We start from the raw sequence: 24826 nt of genomic DNA on the forward strand, positions 1-24826 counted from the left end.
CAAAGGCCGTCTGAAAGCCTGAACTTTCAGACGGCCTGTATGCAGTGTCGGACGGTTTAACGCAAATCGCCAACCACATTCAAAATAGCAGACAACATAGCCTCACCCAAGCGCAGCGAGCGTTGGCCGTTCCAGCCGAAATCGTCGTCCGGCAGGTTGGCATTGTCTTTAAACGGCATTTCCAAAGTATAGGCAAGGCAGTTGAAATGATTGCCGACCCAGTTGGTCGCCAAAGTCATGTTTGCCTGACCCGGCGCATCTTTGTCATAGCCGTAATCGTCTTGGAAATCGGGGCTGGCATTGAGCAGCGCGAGTTTGAATTGGTCTTCCAAGGCTTCGATGCGCTCGTTGTAGTTCGGCACGCCTTCGGTACCGGCCACAAAGACAAACGGCAGACCTTCATCGCCGTGAATATCCAAGAACAAATCCACGCCGGTTTCCATCATTTTTTCGCGGACGGTAAAGACTTCGGGGCTTCGCTCCAAAGTCGGGTTTTCCCATTCGCGGTTGAGGTTGGCGCCGGCGGCATTGGTGCGCAGGTTGCCCAATACCGAACCGTCCGGATTCATATTCGGCACAATGTAGAAAGTCGCACGGTCAAGCAACATGCGCGCGGTCGGATCTTGCGGATCAAGCAGACGGCCCAGCAAACCTTCGACAAACCATTCCGCCATGGTTTCACCCGGATGCTGACGGGCGATAATCCAGACTTTCATGTCGCTTTCGACTTGGTTGCCGATGGTCAAAAGATTGATGTCACGGCCTTGAACGGTACTGCCCAAGTCGTCGATACGGCACAAACCGCTACCCTGCGCATCGCCCAAAAGGTTCAAATGCTGCTCGTTGGAATAAGGCTCGAAATAGGCGTAGTAAACGCTGTTGGACAAAGGCGTATGGTTGATGGTCAACACGCCGTTTTCATAGCTGGTCGGCACGCGGAACCAATTTTGGCGGTCGTAAGAAGCGCAAGCCTGATAGTCCTCCCAGCCCAAAGGATACGCAGCGTCCGCCGCATTTTCAAAATGCATCACACAGTTTTGATAGGCCGCACCCTGCAAACGGAAGTAAAACCATTGGGCAAACTCCGAAGCATTGTCGGGACGCAGGGCGAGACGGATATCGGCAGGGTTGCTCAAATCTTTGACAACGACCGAACCGGCATCGAATTGGGTGCTGATTTTCATCATGGGTATCCTTAGTAATCGGCAAAGAGGCCGAAGCAAACCGTCATTTTACCGTTTGCATGAGGCTGGTTTCAACCATTTAACTGATTTAACAGGATTTCAAGCGCTTGGAAATATTGTTTCAGACGGCCTTTGGGATTAAGATAAAGGCCGAAATCATGAAACAAGGTTGAAACCATGACTCAGCAACAATCTGTCTCCTCTGCGATCAAAGCGCGCGTCCTTGCCGAATCTTTACCTTATATCCGCCGTTTTTCCGGCTCCATCATCGTCATCAAATACGGCGGCAACGCCATGACCGAGTCGGCCTTAAAAGAGGGCTTCGCACGCGATGTCGTCCTGCTCAAACTGATCGGCCTGCATCCCGTCATCGTTCACGGCGGCGGCCCGCAAATCAATGAAATGCTGGAAAAAGTCGGCAAAAAAGGGGAATTTGTTCAAGGCATGCGCGTCACCGACAGCGAAACCATGGACATCGTAGAAATGGTTTTGGGCGGACACGTCAATAAAGAAATCGTTTCCATGATTACCTCCTTCGGCGGTCGCGCCGTCGGCATTACCGGCCGGGACAACCACTTCATCAAAGCGGAAAAACTCCTGATCGACACGCCCGAACAAAAAGGCGTGGACATCGGCCAAGTCGGTACCGTGGCCGACATCGATACCCGTTTGGTAGAAGGCTTGGTCGAACGCGGCTGCATTCCGGTCATCGCACCCATCGGCGTAGGCCAAAACGGCGAAGCGTTCAACATCAATGCCGACTTGGTTGCCGGCAAACTGGCGGAAAAACTTCAAGCCGAAAAACTGCTGATGATGACCAACATCCCCGGCGTACTGGATAAAGAAGGCAAATTATTGACCACCCTGACGCCAAGCCGCATTGACGAACTGATTGAAGACGGCACGCTGTACGGCGGCATGCTGCCTAAAATTGCCTCCGCCGTCGAAGCCGCCAAAAGCGGCGTCAAAGCCACGCACATCATAGACGGCCGCGTTCCCAACGCCCTGCTCTTGGAAGTGCTGACCGATGACGGCGTAGGCTCGATGATTTTAGGCGAAGGCTAATCTGATTTTCAGACGGCCTTATGCCTGATTTAATCAGCTTTTCACCCTAAAAAGGGTAAAAAATGTTACACTATACAGCTTATGTTTGTTTGACCGATATTGACGTGAAACAAACTTACAGTCGGTTTCATACCGACGCCGATGCCATGCCCGGCAAAGACGGTATAATGTCTGCATTCATCAGACTTTGGCAATCATCCTCAAGGCCGTCTGAAGCGTAACAAAGCTACTTTTCTTTTACCATCCTATTTGGAGATATTCATGAGCGCAATCGTTGATATTTTTGCACGCGAAATTTTGGACTCTCGCGGCAACCCTACTGTAGAGTGTGACGTATTGTTGGAATCCGGCGTCATGGGCCGTGCAGCCGTACCAAGCGGCGCATCAACCGGTCAAAAAGAAGCTTTGGAACTGCGTGACGGCGACAAATCCCGTTACTTGGGCAAAGGCGTATTGAAAGCCGTTGACCACGTTAACAACCAAATCGCGCAAGCCCTCATCGGCATCGATGCCAGCGAACAATCTTATATCGACCAAATCATGATCGAATTGGACGGTACTGAAAACAAAGGCAACTTGGGCGCCAACGCCACTTTGGCCGTTTCCATGGCCGTAGCACGCGCGGCCGCTGAAGATGCAGGCTTGCCGCTGTACCGTTACTTGGGCGGCGCAGGCCCAATGGCTCTGCCTGTTCCGATGATGAACGTAATCAACGGCGGCGAACATGCCAACAACAGCCTGAACATCCAAGAATTCATGATCATGCCTGTCGGCGCAAAATCTTTCCGCGAAGCTCTGCGTTGCGGCGCCGAAATTTTCCACGCACTGAAAAAACTGTGTGATGCCAAAGGCTTCCCAACTACCGTGGGCGACGAAGGCGGTTTCGCACCTAACCTGAACAGCCACAAAGAAGCCCTGCAACTGATCGTAGAAGCAACCGAAGCCGCAGGCTACAAAGCAGGCGAAGACGTATTGTTCGCCCTGGACTGCGCATCCAGCGAGTTCTACAAAGACGGCAAATACCACTTGGAAGCCGAAGGCCGCTCTTACACCAGCGCAGAATTTGCCGAATACTTGGAAGGCCTGGTTAACGAATTCCCAATTGTTTCCATCGAAGACGGTATGGACGAAAACGACTGGGAAGGCTGGAAACTGCTGACCGAAAAATTGGGCGGCAAAGTTCAATTGGTCGGCGACGACTTGTTCGTAACCAATCCAAAAATCTTGGCTGAAGGCATCGAAAAAGGCGTGGCAAACGCATTGCTGGTCAAAGTCAACCAAATCGGTACATTGAGCGAAACCCTGAAAGCCGTTGACTTGGCCAAACGCAACCGCTACACCAGCGTAATGAGCCACCGTTCCGGTGAAACCGAAGACAGCACCATTGCCGACTTGGCAGTTGCTACCAACTGTATGCAAATCAAAACCGGCTCCCTGTCCCGTTCTGACCGCATGGCGAAATATAACCAATTGTTGCGCATCGAAGAAGAATTGGCCGAAGCCGCTTACTACCCTGGCAAAGCCGCATTCTACCAATTGGGCAAATAAGCAGAATATAGGATATTGATTGTATGAAGTGGGTGACTTTTGTTTTAACCTTCGCACTTTTGTGCTGTCAGTACAGCCTTTGGTTTGGTAAAGGCAGCGTCGGGCATACGGAAGAATTGCAGGAGCAGCTCGTCCGTCAGGAGGAAAAAAACCAAACGCTCACTTTACGCAACAATTTCCTCAATGCGGAAGTTGAAGACTTAGCACACGGACAAGAGGCCATTGCCGAAATTGCCCGTGTCGAATTGGGCTATGTCCAAGAAGGCGAAGTGTATTACCGAATCATCGACCGCCGCTAAACCCTGCAAAACAAAGGCCGTCTGAGATTCAATTTTCAGACGGCCTTTTTTATCGCAATCGCTATATAATCACATATCCCAAAATCAAATCACACCCATCATGTATGACGTAAACACCCACGATGTCCGCCGATTCTTTGCCCACGTCTGGCAACACAGGCTCGCGCCGCTCCAATTAGACGGCCTGCAACAAAAAGCTTTGCGCATCATCGAAGCCCATCCCGAATACGGACACTATCTCGAAGACATCGAACAATATTTAGATAAAGAATGGCTGCCTGAAGACGGTGAAAGCAACCCATTCCTGCATATGTCGCTACACCTTTCCCTGCAAGAGCAAAGCGCCATCGACCAGCCCCCGGGCATCCGTGCCATCCACCAACAACTTTGCGCCCGTTACAACGGCGACTGGGTCAAAGCCGAACACGATATGATGGAAGCCTTAGCAGAAACCATCTGGGAAGCACAACGCTACGGACGGGGCCTTGACGTCAATGCCTACATGACCCGCTTGCGGAAATTGGTCGGCTTAGGCCAAGAAGAAAAAGCCCGCCTCAATCCCCATGAAGTCGGCTTGATGGATACAAAGTAACTTCTTTTCAGACGGCCTCAACCCATACAAATCCTTACGCTTGCCAAAGCCAACATTTCCATCTTTCATGCTAAATTACTTTTTTGAAATCCGCATTACAAGGAAAACAAAATGCTCCGCCCAACCCTTACCACCCTACTGCTAGCCGCCTCCCTGCCCGTTGCAGCAGAAAGCCTCAACTACAACATCGTTGAATTTTCCGAATCCGCCAACATGGAAGTGCCACGGGATACCATGACCGCGCATTTCAGCATCAACGCAGAAGGCAAAGACCGTCAAGCCGTCAACCAAGCCTTCATGAAGAAATTCAACCAGTTCAACAAAATCTCCCAAAACAACAAATTTAAAGCCGAGCTGATGGAGCGCAACGCGTCCCCACGCTATCAATACACCAACGGCAAACGCACCCAAACCGGCTGGGAAGAACACGCCTACTTCAAAGTAGAAAGCAAAGACTTTGAAGCACTCAACCGCCTGATTGCCGACAGCATCAATATCGCCGTTTTGGAAAGCTCCTCGTTTTCCGTATCCAAAGAAAAACGCGAAGAAACCGTCGACCAACTGAGCAAAGCAGTCATCCTGCGCTTCAAAGACCGCGCCCAAAACCTCGCCCAAACACTCGGCTTCTCCAGCTACAAAATCGTTAAACTCAACTTGGGCCATATCGGCAACCGCCAAGTCGGCGGCGATTTCGCCCGCGCCAAAATGTTACGGGCAGCCCCCGTCGCAGAGATGGCTGCAGGAATAGAAGATGGCATACCTGCCTCCCCTGGTTCGGAAGAAATCAGCCTGACCGTCAGCGGCTCAGTGCAAATGTAGGATTTTCTTTTCAATCATTTTAAATTAAAGGCCGTCTGAAAGTATATTTTTCAGACGGCCTTTTGTATTGCTCAATGATTAAAATGGAATATCGTCGTCGATATCATCAACCGGAGCGGTCGGTTGTGCCGGAGCAGGACGACGGGCTGGGGCGGCTGGGGGTTCTTGAGCTGGGGCAGATTGGTATTGCTGTTGTGGCGCTTGTTGGTGACTGCCTTGGCTTGAATGGCCGCCTTGGTTGTAGCCGTCATCGTATGGTGCGCCGCCGCTGTTGTCGTTGCGGCCGCCAAGCATTTTCATTTCGTTGGCGATAATATCGTAAGCGGTGCGCTCGATGCCGTCTTTGCCTTGGTATTTACGACTTTGGATACGGCCTTCCAGGTACACTTGGCTGCCTTTACGCAGGTATTGACCGGCGATTTCGGCGAGTTTGCGGTACATGGTGATGTTGTGCCATTCGGTACGTTCTACGCGTTGGCCGTTGCGGTCGTTCCACGTTTCGCTGGTGGCAACGCTGAAGTTACAGACGGCCTCGCCGTTGGGCATATAGCGGACTTCCGGGTCGCGGCCAAGGCGGCCGATGAGGATAACTTTATTCAATGACATTTTACACTCCTGTGATAATTTTTTCGGCGGCCTCTTGGTCGAATCCTTTTTGCAAGGCCTTGATATAAATGGTTTGTTTGTCTGCGCTAAAGCTAATGCTTTCAACGCCTTCAATTTCGGTCAATTTTTGGTAGAGCAAATCCGGATTTTGTTGCCATTCAGCGTTAAGCGGATAGCTGAGGTTTTTGACAGGTTTCGGTGCCGGCGAAATGACTGCCAATACCAGCCACAGCAACATCAATACGCTACAAAAGGCAAATACGCCTACAAAACCGTATTTTTGGAACAATAAACCACCGGTTGCGCCGCCGACAAACAAGCCGACCGACTGCATGGTGTTATACACGCCCATCGCCGTGCCTTTCAAATCAGACGGAGCAATTTTTGACACCATAGACGGCAAGCTGGCTTCCAATACATTGAAACCAATAAAGTAAACAATCAGATAAGCGGTAATCAACCAGACCGAGTGCATTCCAAACAGCAAACCGATTTGCGCTGCGGCAATGCAGATGATACCAAGGATAAACACTTGTTTCAGTTTGTTGCGCGTTTCGCCGACGATAATCAGCGGTACCATAATAATCAGGCCGGTAATGGTTGACGGCAGATAGACTTGCCAGTGATGGATTTTTTCCAAACCCAACTGCGTCATGGCAAACGGCAATGCGGTAAATAAAGCCATTTGCGCCGCATGCAAAGCAAAAATACCGAAGTCGAGATTGAGCAGTTGGCGGTTTTTCAATACCTCGCCCATACGCGAAGGCTGCGCCTGCGTGTCTTCGTGCATTTTTGACACTTCCGGATCAGGAGTCATCCACGCAACCACACCGATACTGATTACAGTCAGAATACCGGTCAGCGCAAACAGGCCGGATACGCCGATAAAGCTGGCAATCATCGGTGCCAGCACTAGGCTGACGGAGAAGGTCAAGCCGATACTCAGGCCGATCATCGCCATCGCACGCGTCCGCACTTCATTACGGGTCAAATCCGCCAGCAAAGCCGTTACCGCCGCACTGACGGCACCCGCGCCTTGAATGGCACGCGCGGCAACCAACATCTGCAGGCTGTCGGCAACTGCAGCCAAAAAACTACCCGCCGCAAACACAATCAGGCCGGCATAAATCACTTTTTTACGGCCGAACTTATCGGAAGCCATGCCCAAAGGCAGCTGCAGCAAAGCCTGTGTCAGACCGTAAATGCCCATCGCCATACCGACCAGCGCTTTATTGTTTTCTGCGCCGGGCAACGAAGCGGCATACATCGCCAAAACAGGCAATACCAAAAACATCCCCAACATACGCAGTGCGTAAACGCCGGAAAGTGTGGTACTGGCACGCCACTCGTGCGGAAACATTTGAATGCGGTTATCTCTTGCCATAAATAATGTTTCAGACGGCCTTAAGTTTGCGAAAGGCCGTCTGAAAGTGTGAATTAACAGATTTTCTGATTATACAGGATTCAAAGGAATTGCATGGGGTCAAATCGCAAGCCGTTTATCGCAAACCTGCTTCACCGGTATAAAACGGTTTCAACAGAAACCAACATCACGCAACATCTGCCCTATCCCATTTATCCCGAATCAACCCCACTGCCATCTATTCCGCCACGCGCCCAATACAGCATTCGGATATTTGTTGCTGCCCAAGCTGCCGTTAAACCTTGCCAACGCGCGGACAATATTGCCTTTTTCGATATTGTTGTAATGGCGCAGAATGGTGCAGCCGTAGCGCAGATTGGTGCGGATGTCGAAAAGGTTGTGTGACGGATTGCCGATATAGTTTTTCCAAAACGGCATCACCTGCATCAAACCGCGCGCACCCACGCCGCTGATGGCATATTGGCGAAACGCGCTTTCCACTTCAATCAAACCCAAAATCACTTGAGTATTGAGTCCGGCGCGGCTGCTTTCGTATTGGATATTGATCAGCAGGCGGCGGCGCTCGCCTTCATCGGGAATAAAGCGTGCCAATCGGGAAGACATCGCCGCCAACCAACGCTCCCCTTCCCTTGCATCGGTAAACACCAGCCGCGCAGGACTGGCGCTATTGATCGAACTGCGCATCACGGACGCCACATCATCGGCCAGCGTTTCTTCACGTTGCGCCCCCGCCCAAGCGGCCGCAGGCGTCAAAAGCATGGCTCCGCCGACTTGCAACAGGCGGCGGCGCGATAAAAATAAGGAATCTTGGTTTTCCGATTTCATGTGTTTCTCTTTTTAGGCCGTCTGAAAAGTTCAGACGGCCTTTGATATATTTGCTTAAAATCAGCATTATAAAATACATCTATGAGCAGAATCAAAGAGCTGTATTCCTTTTATTGTCAAGTGATACCGCCTCAAGTAACATTTAGGTTTTTCTAATCAAGCGGTATTTTTTATGACCACCACTCCCGCCAACGTTTTAGCCTCCGTCGATTTGGGTTCCAACAGTTTCCGCCTGCAAATTTGTGAAAACAACAACGGCCAGCTGAAAGTCATCGACTCCTTCAAACAAATGGTACGCTTTGCCGCCGGCTTGAACGAACAAAAAAACCTGAGCGAAGCCTCTCAAGAACAAGCCTTGGAATGTTTGGCAAAATTCGGCGAACGCCTGCGCGGATTCCAACCTGAAAACGTGCGCGTGGTGGCCACCAATACTTTCCGCGTCGCCAAAAACATCGCCCAATTCCTGCCTCGTGCCGAAGCGGCGCTGGGTTTCCCCATCGAAGTCATTGCCGGCCGCGAAGAAGCGCGTCTGATTTACACCGGCGTAGTGCATACCCTGCCGCCCAAAGGCGACAAAATGCTGGTTATCGACATCGGCGGCGGTTCGACCGAATTTGTCATCGGCTCGGATTTGCAACCGCTGACCACAGAAAGCCTGCCTTTAGGCTGCGTAACGTACAGCATGCGCTTTTTCCAAAACAAAATTACCGCCAAAGATTTCCAAGCCGCCGTTTCCGCCGCGCGTATCGAAATCCAACGCATCAGCAAACTGATGAAACGCACCGGTTGGGATTTCTCCATCGGCACGTCTGGTTCGGCCAAATCCATACGCGACGTTTTGGTGGCCGAATTGCCGCAGGAAGCCGACATTACCGCCCAAGGCATGCGTTATCTTGCCGATAGGATTATCGAAGCCGGTTCGGTTAAAAAAGCCAAATTTGAAAACCTCAAACCCGAACGCGTCGAAGTTTTTGCGGGCGGATTGGCCGTGATGATGGCCGCTTTCGACGAACTCTCGCTGACTAAAATGACCGTTACCGAAGCCGCCCTCCGCGACGGCGTGTTCTACGACTTAATCGGCCGCAGCCTCAATGTTGATATGCGCGAGCAAACAACGGCAGAGTTCCAAAAACGCTACCACGTCAGTCTCAACCAAGCCAAACGTGTTGCCGATACCGCGCAAGCCTTCATGAACAGCCTGTGCCACGCCAAAAACGTAACCGTTCAAGAGCTTGCCCTGTGGAACCAATACCTCAGCCGCGCAGGCCGTCTGCATGAAATCGGTTTGGATATCGCCCATACCGGCTATCACAAACACTCTGCCTACATTCTCGAAAACGCCGATATGCCGGGCTTCTCACGCAAAGAGCAAACCATTTTGGCGCAACTGGTTATCGGCCATCGCGGCGACCTCAAGAAAATGGCGGATATTATCGGCGACAACGAAATCATGTGGTGTGCCGTATTGTCCCTGCGTTTGGCCGCCCTCTTCTGCCGCTCGCGCCTGCCGCTCGATTTGCCGCCGCAAACCCAGCTTCGCATAGATGAAAGCAACCACAGCTTCATCTTGCGCATCAACGCCCAATGGCTGGAGCAACACCCCCTCATCGCCGATGCGCTGGACTACGAAAGCGCGCAATGGCAAAAAATCGATATGCCTTTCTCGGTTCAAGCACAATAAACCGCGCTCCGTTATAATAGGCAGCTATTCAAAATCCAAACCGCAGGCCGTCTGAAAACGACAGCCTGCCATACATCAAGGAAAACCATGAGAAAACCCCAACGCGGCTACGCCCGCCAAGACCGTGTCAAAGAACAAATCATGCGCGAACTGGCCGAACTCGTCCGCACCGGCCTGAAAGACCCGCGCGCAGGCTTCATCACCATCAACGAAGTCGAAGTTACCCGCGATTACAGCCACGCAACCGTGTTCTACACCGTCCTCGACGACAGCACACGCGACATCACCGAAGAAGCTTTGGAACACGCCAAAGGCCATTTGCGCAGCGAATTGGCCAAACGCATCAAACTCTTCAAAACGCCCGAGCTGCACTTCAAATACGACGAATCACTCGAACGCGGCATGAGCATTTCCAGCTTGATCGACCAAGTGGCGGCGGAAAAACCGGTTGAAGACTGATTGATTAAAACACACAGGCCGTCTGAATGCTTTCAGACGGCCTGAACATTACCCCCTACCCGATATGACAACCAAACCCACCAAACGCCCGGTCAACGGCGTTCTTCTCCTCGACAAACCTGAAGGCCTTTCCAGCAACACCGCGCTGCAAAAAGCGCGGCGTTTGTTCCGTGCCGAAAAAGCCGGGCATACCGGCGTACTCGATCCTTTGGCCACAGGGCTTTTGCCTGTTTGTTTCGGCGAGGCGACCAAGTTCGCCCAATACCTGATTGATGCCGACAAAGCCTATACCGCCACGCTGAAACTGGGCGAAGCCAGCAGCACGGGCGATGCAGAAGGCGAAATCATCGCCACCGCACGCGCCGATATTTCATTGTCCGAATTTCAGACGGCCTGCCAAGCCTTAACGGGCGATATCCGCCAAGTTCCGCCCATGTTTTCCGCCCTCAAGCACGAAGGCAAACCGCTATACGAATACGCACGCAAAGGCATCGTTATCGAACGCAAAGCGCGCGATATCACCATCTACTCCATTGATATCACTGAATTTGATGCACCCAAAGCCGTGATAGACGTACGCTGCAGCAAGGGCACTTATATCCGCACCCTCAGCGAAGACATCGCCAAACACATCGGCACATTCGCCCACCTGACCGCCCTACGCCGTACCGAAACCGCCGGCTTTACCATTAACCAAAGCCACACGCTCGAAGCCTTGGCAGAATTGGACGAAGCCGAACGCGATACCCTGCTGCTGCCTTGCGATGTCTTGGTGCAACATTTCCCCAAACTTGAGCTAAACGACTACGCCGTTACCATGCTCAAACACGGCCAGCGCCCCCAGTTCAGCGAAGACATTTCCGCCGAGCAGCCCATCCGTGTGTACAACCGAGACGGCACATTTATCGGGCTGGTGGAATATCAAAAAGAAATAGGCCGTCTGAAAGCCTTGCGCCTGATGAATACCGCCGACCAATAACTTCCTGCAAAGAGAGCCGATCATGAAAGTCTATACCGCCACCCAAATGCGCGAACGCGAACAAGCAGCCGTCGATAAAGGCACGAGCTTCGACCAACTAATGGAAAACGCCGGTAGCTCTGCCGCCCAAGACCTCATGCAGCGTCATCCTCAAGCCGGACGCGCCCTGATTGTTTGCGGCAAAGGCAACAACGGCGGCGACGGCTTAGTCATGGCAAGATATATGCAGGCGCAAGGTTGGCACATCGATATTCTGTTTTCACTCGGAGAAAACCTCTCCCCTTTAGCTCAAACCAATCGCGAACGCCTCAACGGTTTGCCCCATATTGAATTGATATCCGTACAAGAACTGGAAGGCCGTCTAAAAAACGGTTACGACATCATTATCGAAGGCATATTCGGCACAGGCTTCAGCGGCGCACTTCCAACCGAAATCGCCGCCCTCTGCCGCCAACTCAATCATTCAGACGGCCTGAAAGTCGCCCTCGATATTCCCACCGGCCTCAACTGCGACACCGCCGAAGCCGATCCCGACACATTCCGCGCAGACCTGACCTACACCTTTGCCGCCTACAAACCGGCGCATTTAAGCGAATTCGGCAAAACCTATTGTCAAGAAACCGTCTGTTTGCCTATTGGCATTGATTAAAAAAGCAAATAAGACGTCATATTTAAATCGCTTTATTTTTAGAAACAACACATTCTAAAAGAAACACGCCAATTAATTTACGACTAAATTATCAACGACACGGAAACAGACAATGAACGAACAAGAATACCGCCAAACTTTTAAAGAAGATCAGGCTGTCGGCTGGGAAGCTATCGATACTGCGCTTAAAGCACTTTATGGTGATATCAAACCTCGTCATTACGGCTCTATTATCAAATACATTCTAGGTGGTGATGACCCATTAGACGGCAGTAGTATTTATGATTGCGAAGAGCAAACCTTCCATCGCCACATTGTTTCCTACGGCATGAGCGAACTTTACTTTAATCCAGAACTTGCCGGTGCAGATTACAGTAAATGGGGATTTGAATTTACCTTCCGTACTCCCCCTTACGATCAGGATCCGGATTCTGGCTACAACACCAAACACGAGCCTTACTGGGCAATTAATCTAATGAATAATCTTGGCCGTTACGTTTTTGAAAGTGGTAACTGGTTTGAAGCCTATCACTTTACTTCAACTAACGACCCTATCCGAATGGATACAGAAACCGCCATCGTCGGCGTAGCCTTCGCACCAGACCCCAAGCTGCCCGCTATCAAAACACCAAACGGTGAAGTTCAATTTCTGCAGATAGTCGGCCTTACCCAGCCCGAGCTTGACTGGCTCTGGCAAGATCCAACAACAAAACGTTGCCAAGAGCTGATCGATATGATGCGCAAAGACAATCCACTGTTGATTACCGATTTAGCGCGTACAAAAAGCTATGTACAACCCTAATTGATAAAGCCAAAGGCCGTCTGAAAACAGATTTTCAGACGGCCTTCGGTTTATATTTCAAATAAAAAATAGCAACTTACTTCCAAATCTGCGCCAATTTAATCCCCAGCACCGTCAAACCAAACGAACCGAAAACATGCAGACAGGTCGCCATCAAAGCCATGCCCCAACGTTGCACCTGCATTAAACCAACCATTTCCACAGAAAAACCTGAAAATGTGGTTAAGCTGCCGAGAAAGCCGGTAATCCAAAGCAAACGCCATTGCGGATCGGTTAAGAGTTCTGCCAATACGCCGATCAGCAACGCGCCCAGCCAGTTTACCGCCAATGTACCGATAGAAAAAGGCGCCGAAGACACCAGCACCAAGCCAAACAGCCACCGCAATACAGCTCCGACAGCGGCACCGCAAACAATGGGAAAAATATAAGCAAACATAACAAGTTAAAAATTCAATTCAAAAAACAGGCCATCCGGTCATTAGGCCGTCTGAAAACCAGGCAAGGATGCCCTCATATCTCATTGCCAAATCTTAGGCGCGGATTTCAAATACCTGTCGTCATCGAAAGTACAAATCCATTGCGGCTTGAGCGCGATAAAAATAGCTGTTGAAATACCGCTCAAAAATGCCTCCGCCCAAGCGATTAAGAAGAAAACAGGAAAAGCAGTTTTCCATAATACCGTCGTATCAAATACATCCGCCCAGTCCAACAAACCGACCAAAATTACGCCGGTAAACACCATTCCGACCGCCGCAGCCCAAAAACCATTCAGAAAAATAAAGATAAAGATATTGGCAGGCAAACGCGACACCCAATGGAGGAAACCTAAGTTCACTAACAAAGGCGGAAGCAATACGGACAAGGCGTTGATGGGGAACATATGCCAATCGCCCCAAAGCCACAAATACGGAAAAAACAGCAATACGCCAAGGCAGAATGCGGCAGAGGTGCCCAGCATTAAAGCCATCAAGTTTAAGGCAAGCAAATGATAGCTCATTCCGGCCAGTTGTCCGCTTTCAGGAGAGGCATTCAAACTCCAAGCCAGCGGCAACATCACGGCAGCCACCAAAAAAGCGGAACGATGCTGCGATACCGACACCCATGCCTGCTTTGCACACAAAGCAAAAATCACCAGCAACACAGGCCATGCCGCCATCACAACACCAACGGGAAACCATCCGTTTTGAAAAATCATCATTTCATCCGCAAAATGTTCAGACGGCCTATTATACGCGTCTCAAGCCATAGCTTTGACAATCCTGTCTGCCTTTGCCGTTAAAGCTTGTTTCGGCTGGTTTTGTTTACCCGAAAAAAGCGTTAGAATAACGGACTTTGCCGTTTAATTAAGGGGATGGACGCATGCTTTGGACAATATTGGCTTTAATTCTGCTGGCTGTCATAGCCGGCTTGTTCTGGTGGCGCCAGAAACAAGAGCAAAAATGGCGCCAAGAATTGGCCCGACTCAGTGGCGATGAAGAAATAAACGAAGAAGACAGCCCGGTCGGTTTTTCCGACCAACTGGACAGCCTGAAACGTTTATTCAGCATGAACAAACGCACTGCCGACAACCATAAAATCGCCCGCATCCGCCTGCTTTCCGCGCTCGAACACAATAAAACGCAACGCGCCGAAACAGAAGAACACGCAGCAGATCCAGTTGCCGAAGAGCCAGAACACATCGCAGCTACCGAAGAAGAAATCAAAGCTGCGCCTAAAACCCGTAAATCTGCCAAACCGGAACGTATTCCTAAAATCACGCCGTTTGCACAAATGGAAACGCCCGAATACAGCCCGTCTTTGGTGCAAAACAGCAATTTTGAAGAAATCACATTAGAAGAAGCCACACGTTCCCTGCATGAAGCAGCGGTTGAGGAATGGAACGAGCATTTGGCCGAAAAAAATACGCCGATTTACAAAGACGAAGTTGAAACTCCATTGTTGCGCGCTTCATCCCTGCCGATGACCGGCATGGAAATCATCGACTATAACGACCCTATCTTGCGCCGCACACGCGAGCGTGCCTTGGCGCGTGCCAATAATGTCCGCGTGGCAGAAGCCAATGCGCCGCATATCGAAACCGTTCAGACGGCCTTAAGAACTGCCGAAAAAGAAGCCATCCTCCCCTATACTTCCATGCAGGCATTCCCTTCTGAAATCCAAGCGGAAGATATTCACGACAACCTTGCCCGCCGCACCGCCGCCCGCCACAAACTAGCTGCGGCCGTCGCCCCATTGCGCGACTACTCTCCGCGCACCATCGAAAATGACGAAATTCTGGCCAATTTGGGACAAATCAGCCGTCCTGCCAGCCTGCGCCGTCAAGTTCGCCATACCGAAGCGGCCGCCGAAAGATGGGCGCGCAAACAAGCTGCCACGGAAGCTGTTGCACCACAACCTGCCGTATCGGCAACGCCGTCCCGTCCAAAACCGGCTGCGCCTGTTAAAAAATCCCCTTATATCTCCCGACCTGCCGCGCCAAACGCAACCGTAGTCGAGCCGCCTGCCGTACCGGTTGTCCCGATGGCGAAAACCGATATTCCCGAGCCGCCCGTTTTCCAAACCTCGATTGCACCGATTGATATCCCCGAGCCGCCTGCTTTCGAACATAAAATCCAAGTGCCGATTTTTGATTCGCAAGTCAATGCGCATGTTAGCAATCAGCCTGAACGCAGTATCCGCGATTATTTAATCAGCGAATCTGCGGAAGAAGAAACAGAATTCGATGGTGAGCCGGAAGCGCCTGTACAAGCGGAAACAGAAGCGATTCAAGCGGTTGAAACGATTGAACCTGTTGAACCTGTTGAAACAATCGCAAGGCCGTCTGAATATACACAGACAGTCATTGAAACGCCTGTTCGAAGCGTAGAACCAAGCGTTCAAGAAGATACACCAAGCATAGCTATTCCAACTTCGGCAACCCTGACCGAGGCACACCTGCCGACCACTGCCCTGCTCCTGCCGCCGCAGTTTGACCCAAGCGCCTCGCAAACTGAAGAACAGTTGCTGGAAAACAGCATTACCATCGAAGAAAAACTGGCCGAGTTCAAAGTTAAAGTCAAAGTGATGGACTCCTATTCCGGCCCGGTCATTACGCGTTATGAGATTGAGCCTGATGTCGGTGTACGCGGCAGTGCCGTTTTGAACCTTGAAAAAGACTTGGCGCGCTCGCTTGGCGTGGCTTCCATCCGCGTGGTGGAAACTATCCCAGGCAAAACCTGCATGGGCTTGGAATTGCCTAATCCGAAACGCCAAATGATCCGCCTGAGCGAAATCTTCAATTCGCCTGCATTTACCGAGTCCAAATCCAAACTGACCCTCGCACTCGGCCAAGACATCACCGGCCAGCCTGTCGTCACCGACTTGGCCAAAGCGCCGCATCTGCTGGTTGCCGGTACGACCGGTTCGGGTAAATCCGTGGGTGTGAATGCCATGATTCTGTCCATGCTCTTCAAAGCAACGCCTGAAGACGTGCGCATGATTATGATTGACCCGAAAATGCTGGAATTAAGCATTTACGAAGGCATTCCTCACCTGCTCGCCCCTGTCGTAACCGATATGAAGCTGGCCGCAAACGCGCTGAACTGGTGCGTCAACGAAATGGAAAAACGCTACCGCCTGATGAGCTTTATGGGCGTGCGCAACCTTGCCGGCTTCAACCAAAAAATTGCCGAAGCCGCCGCTCGTGGCGAAAAAATCGGCAGCCCGTTCAGCCTCACGCCTGAAAATCCTGAACCATTGGAGAAACTGCCGTTTATCGTGGTCGTGGTAGATGAGTTTGCCGATCTGATGATGACTGCAGGCAAGAAAATCGAAGAGCTGATTGCCCGTCTTGCCCAAAAAGCACGCGCAGCCGGCATCCATTTGATTCTTGCCACCCAACGCCCAAGCGTGGATGTCATTACCGGACTTATTAAAGCCAATATTCCGACACGCATTGCCTTCCAAGTGTCCAGCAAAATCGACAGCCGCACGATTCTTGACCAAATGGGTGCGGAAAACTTGCTCGGTCAAGGCGATATGCTGTTCCTGCCACCCGGTACCGGCTATCCGCAACGTGTACACGGCGCATTCGCATCAGACAACGAAGTACACCGCGTAGTGGAATACTTGAAACAATTCAGCACGCCTGACTATATCGACGATATTTTAAGCAGCGGTTCGACCGAGGACTTTACCAGCACCAGCCGCAGCAACGACAGCGACCTCGACCCCATGTATGACGAAGCCGTTTCCGTTGTCTTGAAATCGCGTAAGGCCAGCATTTCCAATATCCAACGCCAACTGCGCATCGGCTACAACCGCGCTGCCCGCCTGATTGATCAAATGGAAGCCGACGGTATTGTTTCCCCGGCGGAAAACAATGGCAACCGCACCATCTTGGCGCAAAGCAGTGAGCATTTAGATTAACTTATCTCCATCAATAAAAGGCCGTCTGAAAAGTTTTCAGACGGCCTTTTTTAATCAGATAATGGGTTCAGAGATTCCAATTAAATAAACAAGCAAATAAGTAATCTGTAAACGGCATTTCTTACAAAAACAAATGCTTTTGCATTAACGGCATTTGCTTCGCTATCAAATAAATCCAGTCCCAATAATCAAAATTCGACCTGCCAAATATATGTCCCTATCCATTTGTCGCCATTTTCAGACTGCCTTTTGTCAAGACCGGAAAAAACAGGTAAATCCGTTTTTCGATTAGAAGCAATATTATTATGATTCATGCCTTCGGCAACACCCCCACCCTTTACGAGGAAAAACAAATGAAAAAATATTTTGCAGAATTTTTCGGCACTTTCTGGCTGGTATTCGGCGGCTGCGGCAGCGCAGTTTTGGCAGCAGCCTACCCTGAACTTGGCATTGGTTTTGCCGGTGTCGCCTTGGCATTCGGCTTGACCGTACTGACCATGGCTTACGCCGTCGGCCACATTTCCGGCGGCCACTTCAATCCTGCCGTTTCCGTCGGCCTTTTCATCGGCGGCCGTTTCAACGGTAAAGACCTGTTGCCTTACATCGTATCCCAAGTTATCGGTGCGATTGCCGCCGCGGGCGTTCTGTATCTGATTGCTTCCGGTAAAACCGGTTTTGATGCTGTTGCTTCCGGCTTTGCCAGCAACGGTTTCGGCGAGCACTCTCCTAACGGTTACGACATGATGGCTGCTTTGCTGATCGAATTCGTACTGACCGCATTCTTCCTGATTATCATCATGGGTTCTACCGACAAATTGGCTCCGGCCGGCTTTGCCCCTATCGCCATCGGCCTGGGTCTGACCCTGATTCACTTGATCAGCATTCCTGTGACCAATACTTCCGTTAACCCTGCACGTTCTACCGGCGTTGCCTTGTTCCAAGGTGGCTGGGCTGTTGAACAACTGTGGTTGTTCTGGTTGGCTCCTATTGCCGGCGCAGCAGTTGGCGCGGCTATTTACCGCTTCGTTTTGGCTAACAACGACAAATAATCTTGACGGAATGACATTCCCGGTGCGGCTGACACTTCTAAACTGACCGCACCCAAGTTGCCGAGACACAAACGCACCGCCTGCCTCAGACGGTGCGTTTGTTTTTGCCGTGTTACAATATTTTCTTTTCCCACATTCTCAAACCATCATGCAAACCTTACCTTTTCAAACCGATATCGCTGCCAGAATGCTTGTCAATACCGAAAAGGAAACCATTCATCCCGATGCCGTATTCGTACAAACGCAAAACGGCTATTGGATTGCCTGGCACGACCAGCAAGCCGCCCTGCTTGCCCCCGACACACCACCCGATATTCCCTGCTTTTGGGTAGAAGGCGCAGAAAGCCTGGAAGAGCTGGTAAGCATGGTAGAAAACGGCGAATTTGACGAAGTTGAAGAATTTGACGGCGATGATGATGCTTGGCAAGAAGCACTCGGATGCGGCCATCATCATGAAGGACACTGCGGATGCAGTCATTGAGATGCACAAAACGCCTGCTTCCGGCACTTGCCCTTTGTCTGACGCTTAACGGCTGCGTTATAGGCGCGGCTGTCGATTTGGCTGCCACAACCGTCCTGACTGCCGGAAAATTGGTCGTCAAAGGAACGGGGGCAGTGATTGATGCCGCCATTCCCGACAGTAAAAAAGACAAGGATAAAGAAAAAGAGAAGGAAAAGAGCAAAGAAAAGCCAAAATCGGAAGAAATCGTCTATAAGGAAGATTCATCCGACGAAGTAGCGCAATAATCCTTTAGACGGCCTCAGTAAGGTAACCAATCCTACTGAGGCCGTCTGAACATTCATCCTTACATATAGCCCTGTTCGCGCAAAGAGCAGGTTTCTTTTGCCGTCACGATAAAATGGTCCAACAGCGTAATATCGACCAAACTTAAAGCCTGTTTCAAACGCTCTGTAAACTGCACATCAGATTCAGACGGCCTTCCCGAACCACCCGGATGATTGTGTGCCAAAATCAAACTGTCGGCGTATTCATCCAATGCCAATTTGACGATTTCACGGATATAAACCGTGTTTTCCGCCACCGTACCACGCGACAATTCCCGTACCGCAATCAATTGATTTTGACGGTTGAGAAGCAAAGCAACGCTGACCTCGATTTTTTCATGCCCAAGATGCAGGCGCAGATAATCCGCAACCGATTTCGGGTTTGACAGAACCATCTGCTCCTGCAAATCCTCACCCAAAATCCGCCGCCCGATTTCTTTGACCACTGCAAATTGAGTATAGCTCGCCAAGCCCATGCCCTTATAAGCAGCGAGTGTTTTGGCATCCGCACTCATCAGCTTCCCCAAACTGCCAAACTCGCTCAACAAATAACGAGCCAAATCGACCGCGCTCATACCGCGCGTTCCGACACGCAACAAAATCGCCAGCAACTCCGCATCACTCAACGCCGCCGCACCATGCGCCAAGAGCTTCTCGCGCGGCCGTTCCCCTTCAGGCCATTCTTTGATACTCATGTTTTCCCTTTTATTTATATAGCGGATTTAGTTTCAATTTTGAGCAAACCCGCCTCTCCCGATATAAAACGTGATCCATTATGGTTTTAGCAAATAAATGCAATTTGCGTATTTTATTCTATTTTGAATAATTATTTAAGACATATAAATAACAATTAAGCCACTTTGTGCAGAAAAACAACGTTACCCATTTTCGCTATCCTGTTCCCCTGCCTGCCTTTCCTTTCATATTTGTTTCAAATCAGCCGATACAAGCAATTTCATATTGCCCCTATGAGGCTTAGGCTAATATAATATCGAGTTTGCCGAGAGCAAAAGCTTAGGCTTAAACTGCTTTCTATCCACGCTGCCCGTGCGCTTTACAAGAGTTTCAGACGGCCTCCGTCCGGCTCCCGCCAGCAATCAAACAGCTTTTTATCACCCATTCGAAAATCCGTTTTGCCGGTACTCGTCTTTCTTTTTGGAGTATTGCCATTATGACCGCAACCACTGCGTCTTCAGCCAAACCTTATCTGCAAATCCAAGGCTTGGTGAAAAAGTTTGGTGACAATTACGCTGTCGATAACATCGACTTGGACATTTACCAACATGAAATCTTTGCCCTTTTGGGCAGCTCAGGCAGTGGCAAATCTACGCTGCTGCGCATGTTGGCAGGCATGGAAAGCCCAAATCAGGGCAAAATCATTCTCGACGGCCAAGACATTACCAAGCTTGCTCCGTACGAGCGCCCAATCAACATGATGTTCCAAAGCTATGCCCTGTTCCCGCACATGAGCGTTGAGCAAAATATCGCTTTCGGTCTGAAACAAGACAAAATGCCTAAAGGCGAAATCGATGCCCGCGTGGAAGAAATGCTGCGCCTGGTGCAAATGACCAAATACGCCAAACGCAAGCCGCACCAACTTTCCGGCGGCCAACAACAACGTATCGCTTTGGCACGCAGCCTGGCGAAACGTCCTAAAATCCTGCTGCTTGACGAACCTTTGGGCGCACTCGATAAAAAACTGCGCCAACAAACCCAACTGGAATTGGTCAACACGCTGGAACAAGTCGGCGTAACCTGTATCATGGTTACCCACGACCAAGAAGAAGCGATGACGATGGCTACCCGTATCGCCATTATGTCCGACGGCCAACTGCGCCAAGTCGGTACGCCTAGCGACGTGTACGATTACCCTAACAGTCGCTTTACCGCTGAATTTATCGGCGAAACCAATATTTTTGACGGCGTCGTTATTGACGACCGCGCCGATTTCTCTATCGTCAAATGTGACGGCTTGGAAAACCACGTCCGCATCGACCACGGTCTGGGCGTTCCGAACGAGCATGAAATCTGGATCAGCATCCGCCCTGAAGACATTGATTTGCATAAAGAAAAACCGGAACACTTGGGCGCGCACAACTGGGCCCAAGGTACGGTTAAAGAAATTGCCTACTTGGGCAGCTTCGCAATTTACCACATCAAACTCGCCAACGGCCGTGTCGTCAAAAGCCAAGTTCCCGCACCTTATTGGTATGTGCGCAACATTACGCCGCCGACTTGGGACGAGACCGTCTATATCAGCTGGCCTGAAAACCAACCGACACCTCTGTACAGTTAATTTGAGGGAAATGCAATGGACCTTAAAAAACTGAAAAAGAAACTGTTTCGCCGCCCCGGCCAGCGTGCAGTTATTGCCGTACCGTATATTTGGCTCTTGGTGCTGTTTCTGATTCCGTTCGCCATCGTCTTGAAAATCAGCTTTGCCGAACAAGAAATCGCCATTCCGCCATTTACGCCTTTGACGACGATTGATGAAGACTTAGGCCGTCTGAACATTGCCATCAGCTATCAGAACTACGCCGACATCTTCCAAAACTTTTGGAATACGCTCAATCCGTTTGGCGACAGTGAAAACAGCAATATCTATCTGATGACCTACTGGTCTTCGATTAAGACCGCGCTGACGACGACCATCATCTGCCTGTTGATTGGTTATCCGACCGCTTATGCCATTTCACGCGCCAATCCGGCTGCGCGCAACGGCCTGCTGTTGGCAATCATGCTACCTTTCTGGACCTCTTTCCTGTTGCGTGTTTACGCATGGATGGGCTTATTGGGTCACAACGGCATCATCAATAATTTCTTAATCAAATATGGAATCATCAGCGAGCCTTTAGACTTGTTCTACAATGCGTTCTCGCTGAATTTGGTGATGGTTTACGCCTATCTGCCGTTTATGATTTTGCCGCTGTACACACAATTGGTAAAACTGGACAACCGCCTGCTCGAAGCCGCTTCCGACTTGGGCGCAGGTCCGATCAAATCGTTCTTTACCATTACCCTGCCTTTATCCAAAACAGGCATCATCGCAGGCTCTATGCTGGTCTTCGTTCCGGCCGTCGGTGAATTTGTGATTCCTGAATTGGTGGGCGGTTCTGAAAACCTGATGATTGGTAAAGTATTGTGGCAGGCATTCTTCGACCAAAACAACTGGCCGCTGGCTTCTGCTGTCGCCGTCGTCATGGTTGCCCTGCTGGTTGTACCGATTGCCCTGTTCCAGCACTATGAAAACCGCGAATTGGAAGAAGGAGGCAAATAATGCAGAAAACCAAATTATCCTGGTTCTTGAAACTGATGCTCCTGCTCTCGCTGGCATTCCTCTATATTCCGCTGGTAGTTTTAGTCATCTATTCTTTCAATGAATCCAAACTGGTTACCGTTTGGGGCGGTTTCTCAACCAAATGGTACGGCGCATTGATGGAAAACGACACCATCTTGGAAGCAGCTTGGCTGTCATTGCGTATCGCCATTGTTTCCTCACTTGCCGCCGTAGCACTCGGCACATTAGCTGGTTACGCTATGGCGCGTATCAAGCGCTTCCGCGGCAGCACCCTGTTTGCCGGTATGATTTCCGCGCCTATGGTGATGCCTGATGTGATTACCGGTTTGTCCATGCTGCTGTTGATTATTCAGGTGCAAATGTTCCTGCAAGGCAGCGAATTGCTGCAATCGCTATACTTCGATCGCGGTTTCTTCACCATCTTCCTCGGTCACACCACACTTTGCATGGCGTACATTACCGTCGTTATCCGCTCGCGCCTGGTGGAATTGGATCAATCCTTGGAAGAGGCTGCAATGGACTTGGGTGCCCGTCCGCTGAAGATTTTCTTCGTGATTACCCTGCCGCTGATTGCCCCTGCGATTGCTTCAGGCTTCCTCTTGGGCATTACCCTGTCTTTGGACGACTTGGTGATTACCTCCTTCCTATCAGGCCCGGGTTCATCGACATTGCCGCAAGTGATTTTCTCCAAAATCAAACTCGGCCTTGACCCTCAGATGAACGTTTTGGCAACCATCCTGATCGGTATCATCGGTACGCTGGTTATTGTTGTTAACTACTGGATGATGCGTCAGGCAACCAAACGGGAACGCGAGGCTGCCGAAGCCTACCGCCAAGAAAAATTGGCAGCCGAGAAAGCCGCCTAATATGCAGACAGGCTGTCCGATAAAGTGTCGGAACAGCCTGTTTTATTAACTGCATCTTATCCTTTCAGACGGCCTGAACCTAAACCCACATTTAAGGCCGTCTGAAAACCAATTTCAATGAAGTAAAAACCAACCTAAAGCTCAAATCATGATCAATCCCAGCTTCAAGGAATACCTTCCTTCCTACTATGTCAGCACGGCCAATCCCCATCCATCTTATCCGACGCTTGAAGGCCGTCTGAAAACTGAAACCTGCGTTATCGGCGGTGGCCTATCCGGCTTATGCACCGCCCTACCGCTTGCCGAAAACGGCCATGAAGTCATCGTACTTGAAGCCGCTCGTATCGGTTTCGGCGCATCAGGTCGCAGCGGCGGACAAGTCATCAGTGACTTTGCCTGCGGCATGGAAGAAATCGAAAAACAAGTCGGCTTGGAACAGGCACAATGGTTCTGGCAGCAATCCCTGCAAGCCGTCGAACTGGTTGACTCGCGCATTCAAAAACACAATATCCAATGCGATTGGCAACGCGGCTACGCTACCGTCGCCGTCCGTCCTCAGCATTGGGAAGAATTGCAGCAATGGCACGAACACGCTCAAAAACATTATGGTGCAAGCCATTACCAGCTTTGGGATAAAGCCACGCTGAAGCAACAACTTGCCAGCGATATGTATCAAGGCGCGCAATTTGATCCTTTATCCGGTCACTTGCACCCGCTTAATTACACCCTAGGCATTGCCAAAGCGGCAGCCGATGCAGGCGCACAACTTTTTGAGCAATCCCCGATGACGCGTATCGAGCCATGCAATAACGGCTGGCTGGTTCATACACCTAATGGCAGCGTCGAGTGCAAAAACCTCGTTTATGCCGTCAATACTTATGCCGGTTTACACCCGAAATTCAAAGTATTGGAACAAAAAGCCATTGCAGTCAGCACCTTTATCATTGCCACCGAGCCTCTGGGTGAGCGTGCCAAAGACCTGATCCGTAACAATATGGCCATCTGCGACAACCGCCACGTCCTCGATTACTACCGCCTCAGCGCCGACGGCCGCCTGCTCTTCGGCGGCAAAGACAACGAGTTTATCGACGATCCAGACCGCATGACCGAACTCGTCCGCCAAGACATGTTGAAAGTTTTCCCGCAACTTGCCGATGTCAGAATCGAGCATTCTTGGGGAGGCGAATGCGACATTACGCGCAACCTCGTCCCACATTTCGGCCGCCTCGCCCCTACCGTTTTCTACGCCCAAGGCTATTCCGGACACGGCATGGCGATTACCGGCATTGCCGGCTTGGCAATTGCCGAGGCCATCATGGGAGATGAGGGCCGTCTGAAACCTTTTGAGCAACTGCGCCACAGCAACATCATTACCCAGCCTTTCCTGCGCAAACTCGGCTCTTTCCTCGGCTCAAAATACTATCAATGGAAAGACAGCCACTAAATCCAAGCAACAAACATATTTCAGACGGCGGCAGATTCAAGTAAAATTCAGGCCATCTGAAAGCTTAGATACGACAAAATTCAA

26 protein-coding genes are annotated in these 24826 nt (G+C 50.6%); 19 read left to right on the plus strand and 7 right to left on the minus strand.

Going from position 1 to position 24826, the window contains the following annotated elements; all coding sequences use genetic code 11:
• Nucleotides 1–56 precede the first annotated feature (56 nt).
• A complete protein-coding gene (locus ACTHSA_RS00080; protein ID WP_003746205.1) occupies nt 57–1187 on the minus strand; it encodes a M14 family metallopeptidase in 1131 nt (376 codons plus the stop codon).
• A gap of 174 nt (nt 1188–1361) precedes the next feature.
• Here ACTHSA_RS00080 and argB point away from each other — a divergent pair, with 174 nt between their 5' ends.
• The 6 genes from argB (at nt 1362) to ACTHSA_RS00110 (ending at nt 5507) form a co-directional block, all read left to right on the plus strand.
• A complete protein-coding gene (argB, locus tag ACTHSA_RS00085) occupies nt 1362–2249 on the plus strand; it encodes an acetylglutamate kinase (protein ID WP_049323441.1) in 888 nt (295 codons plus the stop codon).
• A 62-nt stretch (nt 2250–2311) separates the two neighbouring features.
• Entirely contained in the window at nt 2312–2470 is a 159-nt protein-coding gene (locus ACTHSA_RS00090) for a hypothetical protein (RefSeq protein ID WP_440367560.1), read from the plus strand.
• Nucleotides 2471–2510: 40 nt separating this feature from the next.
• Entirely contained in the window at nt 2511–3797 is a 1287-nt protein-coding gene (gene eno, locus ACTHSA_RS00095; protein WP_440367558.1) for a phosphopyruvate hydratase, read from the plus strand.
• 23 nt (nt 3798–3820) lie between these two features.
• Nucleotides 3821–4096 carry a cell division protein FtsB gene (ftsB, locus tag ACTHSA_RS00100; protein ID WP_440378776.1) on the plus strand — a complete coding sequence of 92 codons (276 nt, stop codon included), beginning with the start codon at nt 3821–3823 and terminating at the stop codon, nt 4094–4096.
• Nucleotides 4097–4196: 100 nt separating this feature from the next.
• Nucleotides 4197–4688, plus strand: a complete 492-nt coding sequence (locus ACTHSA_RS00105; RefSeq protein ID WP_063068729.1) for a DUF1841 family protein — start codon at nt 4197–4199, stop codon at nt 4686–4688.
• Between the two features lie 111 nt (nt 4689–4799).
• On the plus strand, nt 4800–5507 hold the full coding sequence (locus ACTHSA_RS00110; protein ID WP_440367556.1) for an SIMPL domain-containing protein: 708 nt from the start codon (nt 4800–4802) through the stop codon (nt 5505–5507).
• Between the two features lie 78 nt (nt 5508–5585).
• Here ACTHSA_RS00110 and ACTHSA_RS00115 read toward each other — a convergent pair whose 3' ends face one another.
• From ACTHSA_RS00115 to ACTHSA_RS00125, 3 genes are all read right to left on the minus strand, one after another.
• Nucleotides 5586–6113, minus strand: a complete 528-nt coding sequence (locus tag ACTHSA_RS00115; RefSeq protein ID WP_440367554.1) for a single-stranded DNA-binding protein — start codon at nt 6111–6113, stop codon at nt 5586–5588.
• 1 nt (nt 6114) lies between these two features.
• On the minus strand, nt 6115–7497 hold the full coding sequence (locus tag ACTHSA_RS00120) for an MFS transporter (RefSeq protein WP_070461587.1): 1383 nt from the start codon (nt 7495–7497) through the stop codon (nt 6115–6117).
• 201 nt (nt 7498–7698) lie between these two features.
• Nucleotides 7699–8322: a lytic transglycosylase domain-containing protein gene (locus ACTHSA_RS00125; protein WP_003746174.1), complete on the minus strand. Its 624-nt coding sequence runs from the start codon at nt 8320–8322 to the stop codon at nt 7699–7701.
• A 172-nt stretch (nt 8323–8494) separates the two neighbouring features.
• Between ACTHSA_RS00125 and ppx the strand changes: the two genes are divergently transcribed.
• The 5 genes from ppx to ACTHSA_RS00150 all read left to right on the plus strand — a co-directional run bounded on the left by ppx (nt 8495) and on the right by ACTHSA_RS00150 (nt 12892).
• Nucleotides 8495–10003, plus strand: a complete 1509-nt coding sequence (ppx, locus tag ACTHSA_RS00130) for an exopolyphosphatase (protein WP_440367772.1) — start codon at nt 8495–8497, stop codon at nt 10001–10003.
• A gap of 87 nt (nt 10004–10090) precedes the next feature.
• Nucleotides 10091–10462, plus strand: a complete 372-nt coding sequence (gene rbfA, locus ACTHSA_RS00135) for a 30S ribosome-binding factor RbfA (protein WP_003685554.1) — start codon at nt 10091–10093, stop codon at nt 10460–10462.
• A 64-nt stretch (nt 10463–10526) separates the two neighbouring features.
• The gene (gene truB / locus ACTHSA_RS00140) at nt 10527–11441 is read left to right on the plus strand and encodes a tRNA pseudouridine(55) synthase TruB (RefSeq protein ID WP_440367770.1); all 915 of its coding nucleotides are present in this window, start codon (nt 10527–10529) and stop codon (nt 11439–11441) included.
• 22 nt (nt 11442–11463) lie between these two features.
• On the plus strand, nt 11464–12090 hold the full coding sequence (locus ACTHSA_RS00145) for an NAD(P)H-hydrate epimerase (protein ID WP_315117829.1): 627 nt from the start codon (nt 11464–11466) through the stop codon (nt 12088–12090).
• 112 nt (nt 12091–12202) lie between these two features.
• The gene (locus ACTHSA_RS00150; RefSeq protein WP_101755607.1) at nt 12203–12892 is read left to right on the plus strand and encodes a suppressor of fused domain protein; all 690 of its coding nucleotides are present in this window, start codon (nt 12203–12205) and stop codon (nt 12890–12892) included.
• A gap of 76 nt (nt 12893–12968) precedes the next feature.
• On the opposite strand, the gene ACTHSA_RS00155 is transcribed toward ACTHSA_RS00150, so the two are convergent.
• The gene (locus tag ACTHSA_RS00155) at nt 12969–13328 is read right to left on the minus strand and encodes a CrcB family protein (RefSeq protein WP_440367767.1); all 360 of its coding nucleotides are present in this window, start codon (nt 13326–13328) and stop codon (nt 12969–12971) included.
• 81 nt (nt 13329–13409) lie between these two features.
• Complete coding sequence (locus tag ACTHSA_RS00160; protein WP_440367765.1) at nt 13410–14087, minus strand: energy-coupling factor ABC transporter permease; 678 nt, start codon at nt 14085–14087, stop codon at nt 13410–13412.
• 164 nt (nt 14088–14251) lie between these two features.
• On the opposite strand from ACTHSA_RS00160, the gene ACTHSA_RS00165 reads away from it, so the two are divergent.
• The 4 genes from ACTHSA_RS00165 to ACTHSA_RS00180 all read left to right on the plus strand — a co-directional run bounded on the left by ACTHSA_RS00165 (nt 14252) and on the right by ACTHSA_RS00180 (nt 19095).
• Complete coding sequence (locus tag ACTHSA_RS00165) at nt 14252–17299, plus strand: DNA translocase FtsK (RefSeq protein WP_440378777.1); 3048 nt, start codon at nt 14252–14254, stop codon at nt 17297–17299.
• Between the two features lie 305 nt (nt 17300–17604).
• Nucleotides 17605–18348: an aquaporin Z gene (gene aqpZ, locus ACTHSA_RS00170; RefSeq protein ID WP_004520785.1), complete on the plus strand. Its 744-nt coding sequence runs from the start codon at nt 17605–17607 to the stop codon at nt 18346–18348.
• A 148-nt stretch (nt 18349–18496) separates the two neighbouring features.
• Nucleotides 18497–18829 (plus strand): hypothetical protein, encoded by a 333-nt coding sequence (locus tag ACTHSA_RS00175; RefSeq protein WP_440378778.1) that lies wholly within the window; start codon nt 18497–18499, stop codon nt 18827–18829.
• Nucleotides 18817–19095, plus strand: a complete 279-nt coding sequence (locus ACTHSA_RS00180) for an NF038104 family lipoprotein (protein ID WP_004520788.1) — start codon at nt 18817–18819, stop codon at nt 19093–19095. Before ACTHSA_RS00175 ends, ACTHSA_RS00180 begins: the two co-directional genes overlap by 13 nt.
• A gap of 59 nt (nt 19096–19154) precedes the next feature.
• Here the strand turns inward: ACTHSA_RS00180 and radC are convergent, their stop codons facing one another.
• Complete coding sequence (radC, locus tag ACTHSA_RS00185) at nt 19155–19829, minus strand: RadC family protein (RefSeq protein WP_039862480.1); 675 nt, start codon at nt 19827–19829, stop codon at nt 19155–19157.
• A gap of 476 nt (nt 19830–20305) precedes the next feature.
• Between radC and ACTHSA_RS00190 the strand changes: the two genes are divergently transcribed.
• The 4 genes from ACTHSA_RS00190 (at nt 20306) to ACTHSA_RS00205 (ending at nt 24742) form a co-directional block, all read left to right on the plus strand.
• A complete protein-coding gene (locus tag ACTHSA_RS00190; RefSeq protein ID WP_049335895.1) occupies nt 20306–21430 on the plus strand; it encodes an ABC transporter ATP-binding protein in 1125 nt (374 codons plus the stop codon).
• A gap of 15 nt (nt 21431–21445) precedes the next feature.
• Complete coding sequence (locus tag ACTHSA_RS00195) at nt 21446–22411, plus strand: ABC transporter permease subunit (protein WP_049335897.1); 966 nt, start codon at nt 21446–21448, stop codon at nt 22409–22411.
• Entirely contained in the window at nt 22411–23298 is an 888-nt protein-coding gene (locus ACTHSA_RS00200; RefSeq protein WP_003679574.1) for an ABC transporter permease subunit, read from the plus strand. The genes ACTHSA_RS00195 and ACTHSA_RS00200 overlap by 1 nt, the downstream gene beginning before the upstream one ends.
• 148 nt (nt 23299–23446) lie before the next feature.
• Nucleotides 23447–24742, plus strand: coding sequence for an NAD(P)/FAD-dependent oxidoreductase (locus tag ACTHSA_RS00205; RefSeq protein ID WP_049335898.1), 1296 nt, complete (start codon nt 23447–23449; stop codon nt 24740–24742).
• The last annotated feature ends 84 nt before the right edge of the window (nt 24743–24826 follow it).

The sequence above is a fragment of the Neisseria sp. P0008.S002 genome (assembly GCF_051962805.1).
Classification (GTDB): Bacteria; Pseudomonadota; Gammaproteobacteria; order Burkholderiales; family Neisseriaceae; genus Neisseria; species Neisseria perflava.

Excerpts from the sequence above, each read along its gene's own strand:
- ftsB (WP_440378776.1), top strand. The coding sequence starts at position 3,821 with ATGAAGTGGGTGACTTTTGTTTTAACCTTCGCACTTTTGTGCTGTCAG.
- ACTHSA_RS00190 (WP_049335895.1), top strand. The coding sequence starts at position 20,306 with ATGACCGCAACCACTGCGTCTTCAGCCAAACCTTATCTGCAAATCCAA.
- ACTHSA_RS00125 (WP_003746174.1), bottom strand. The coding sequence starts at position 8,322 with ATGAAATCGGAAAACCAAGATTCCTTATTTTTATCGCGCCGCCGCCTG.
- aqpZ (WP_004520785.1), top strand. The coding sequence starts at position 17,605 with ATGATTCATGCCTTCGGCAACACCCCCACCCTTTACGAGGAAAAACAA.
- ACTHSA_RS00120 (WP_070461587.1), bottom strand. The coding sequence starts at position 7,497 with ATGGCAAGAGATAACCGCATTCAAATGTTTCCGCACGAGTGGCGTGCC.
- ACTHSA_RS00160 (WP_440367765.1), bottom strand. The coding sequence starts at position 14,087 with ATGATTTTTCAAAACGGATGGTTTCCCGTTGGTGTTGTGATGGCGGCA.
- ACTHSA_RS00180 (WP_004520788.1), top strand. The coding sequence starts at position 18,817 with ATGCAGTCATTGAGATGCACAAAACGCCTGCTTCCGGCACTTGCCCTT.
- ACTHSA_RS00150 (WP_101755607.1), top strand. The coding sequence starts at position 12,203 with ATGAACGAACAAGAATACCGCCAAACTTTTAAAGAAGATCAGGCTGTC.
- ACTHSA_RS00200 (WP_003679574.1), top strand. The coding sequence starts at position 22,411 with ATGCAGAAAACCAAATTATCCTGGTTCTTGAAACTGATGCTCCTGCTC.
- ACTHSA_RS00165 (WP_440378777.1), top strand. The coding sequence starts at position 14,252 with ATGCTTTGGACAATATTGGCTTTAATTCTGCTGGCTGTCATAGCCGGC.
- ACTHSA_RS00145 (WP_315117829.1), top strand. The coding sequence starts at position 11,464 with ATGAAAGTCTATACCGCCACCCAAATGCGCGAACGCGAACAAGCAGCC.
- argB (WP_049323441.1), top strand. The coding sequence starts at position 1,362 with ATGACTCAGCAACAATCTGTCTCCTCTGCGATCAAAGCGCGCGTCCTT.
- ACTHSA_RS00090 (WP_440367560.1), top strand. The coding sequence starts at position 2,312 with ATGTTACACTATACAGCTTATGTTTGTTTGACCGATATTGACGTGAAA.
- ACTHSA_RS00175 (WP_440378778.1), top strand. The coding sequence starts at position 18,497 with ATGCAAACCTTACCTTTTCAAACCGATATCGCTGCCAGAATGCTTGTC.
- ACTHSA_RS00155 (WP_440367767.1), bottom strand. The coding sequence starts at position 13,328 with ATGTTTGCTTATATTTTTCCCATTGTTTGCGGTGCCGCTGTCGGAGCT.
- ppx (WP_440367772.1), top strand. The coding sequence starts at position 8,495 with ATGACCACCACTCCCGCCAACGTTTTAGCCTCCGTCGATTTGGGTTCC.
- truB (WP_440367770.1), top strand. The coding sequence starts at position 10,527 with ATGACAACCAAACCCACCAAACGCCCGGTCAACGGCGTTCTTCTCCTC.
- rbfA (WP_003685554.1), top strand. The coding sequence starts at position 10,091 with ATGAGAAAACCCCAACGCGGCTACGCCCGCCAAGACCGTGTCAAAGAA.
- eno (WP_440367558.1), top strand. The coding sequence starts at position 2,511 with ATGAGCGCAATCGTTGATATTTTTGCACGCGAAATTTTGGACTCTCGC.
- ACTHSA_RS00105 (WP_063068729.1), top strand. The coding sequence starts at position 4,197 with ATGTATGACGTAAACACCCACGATGTCCGCCGATTCTTTGCCCACGTC.
- ACTHSA_RS00195 (WP_049335897.1), top strand. The coding sequence starts at position 21,446 with ATGGACCTTAAAAAACTGAAAAAGAAACTGTTTCGCCGCCCCGGCCAG.
- ACTHSA_RS00080 (WP_003746205.1), bottom strand. The coding sequence starts at position 1,187 with ATGATGAAAATCAGCACCCAATTCGATGCCGGTTCGGTCGTTGTCAAA.
- radC (WP_039862480.1), bottom strand. The coding sequence starts at position 19,829 with ATGAGTATCAAAGAATGGCCTGAAGGGGAACGGCCGCGCGAGAAGCTC.
- ACTHSA_RS00205 (WP_049335898.1), top strand. The coding sequence starts at position 23,447 with ATGATCAATCCCAGCTTCAAGGAATACCTTCCTTCCTACTATGTCAGC.
- ACTHSA_RS00110 (WP_440367556.1), top strand. The coding sequence starts at position 4,800 with ATGCTCCGCCCAACCCTTACCACCCTACTGCTAGCCGCCTCCCTGCCC.
- ACTHSA_RS00115 (WP_440367554.1), bottom strand. The coding sequence starts at position 6,113 with ATGTCATTGAATAAAGTTATCCTCATCGGCCGCCTTGGCCGCGACCCG.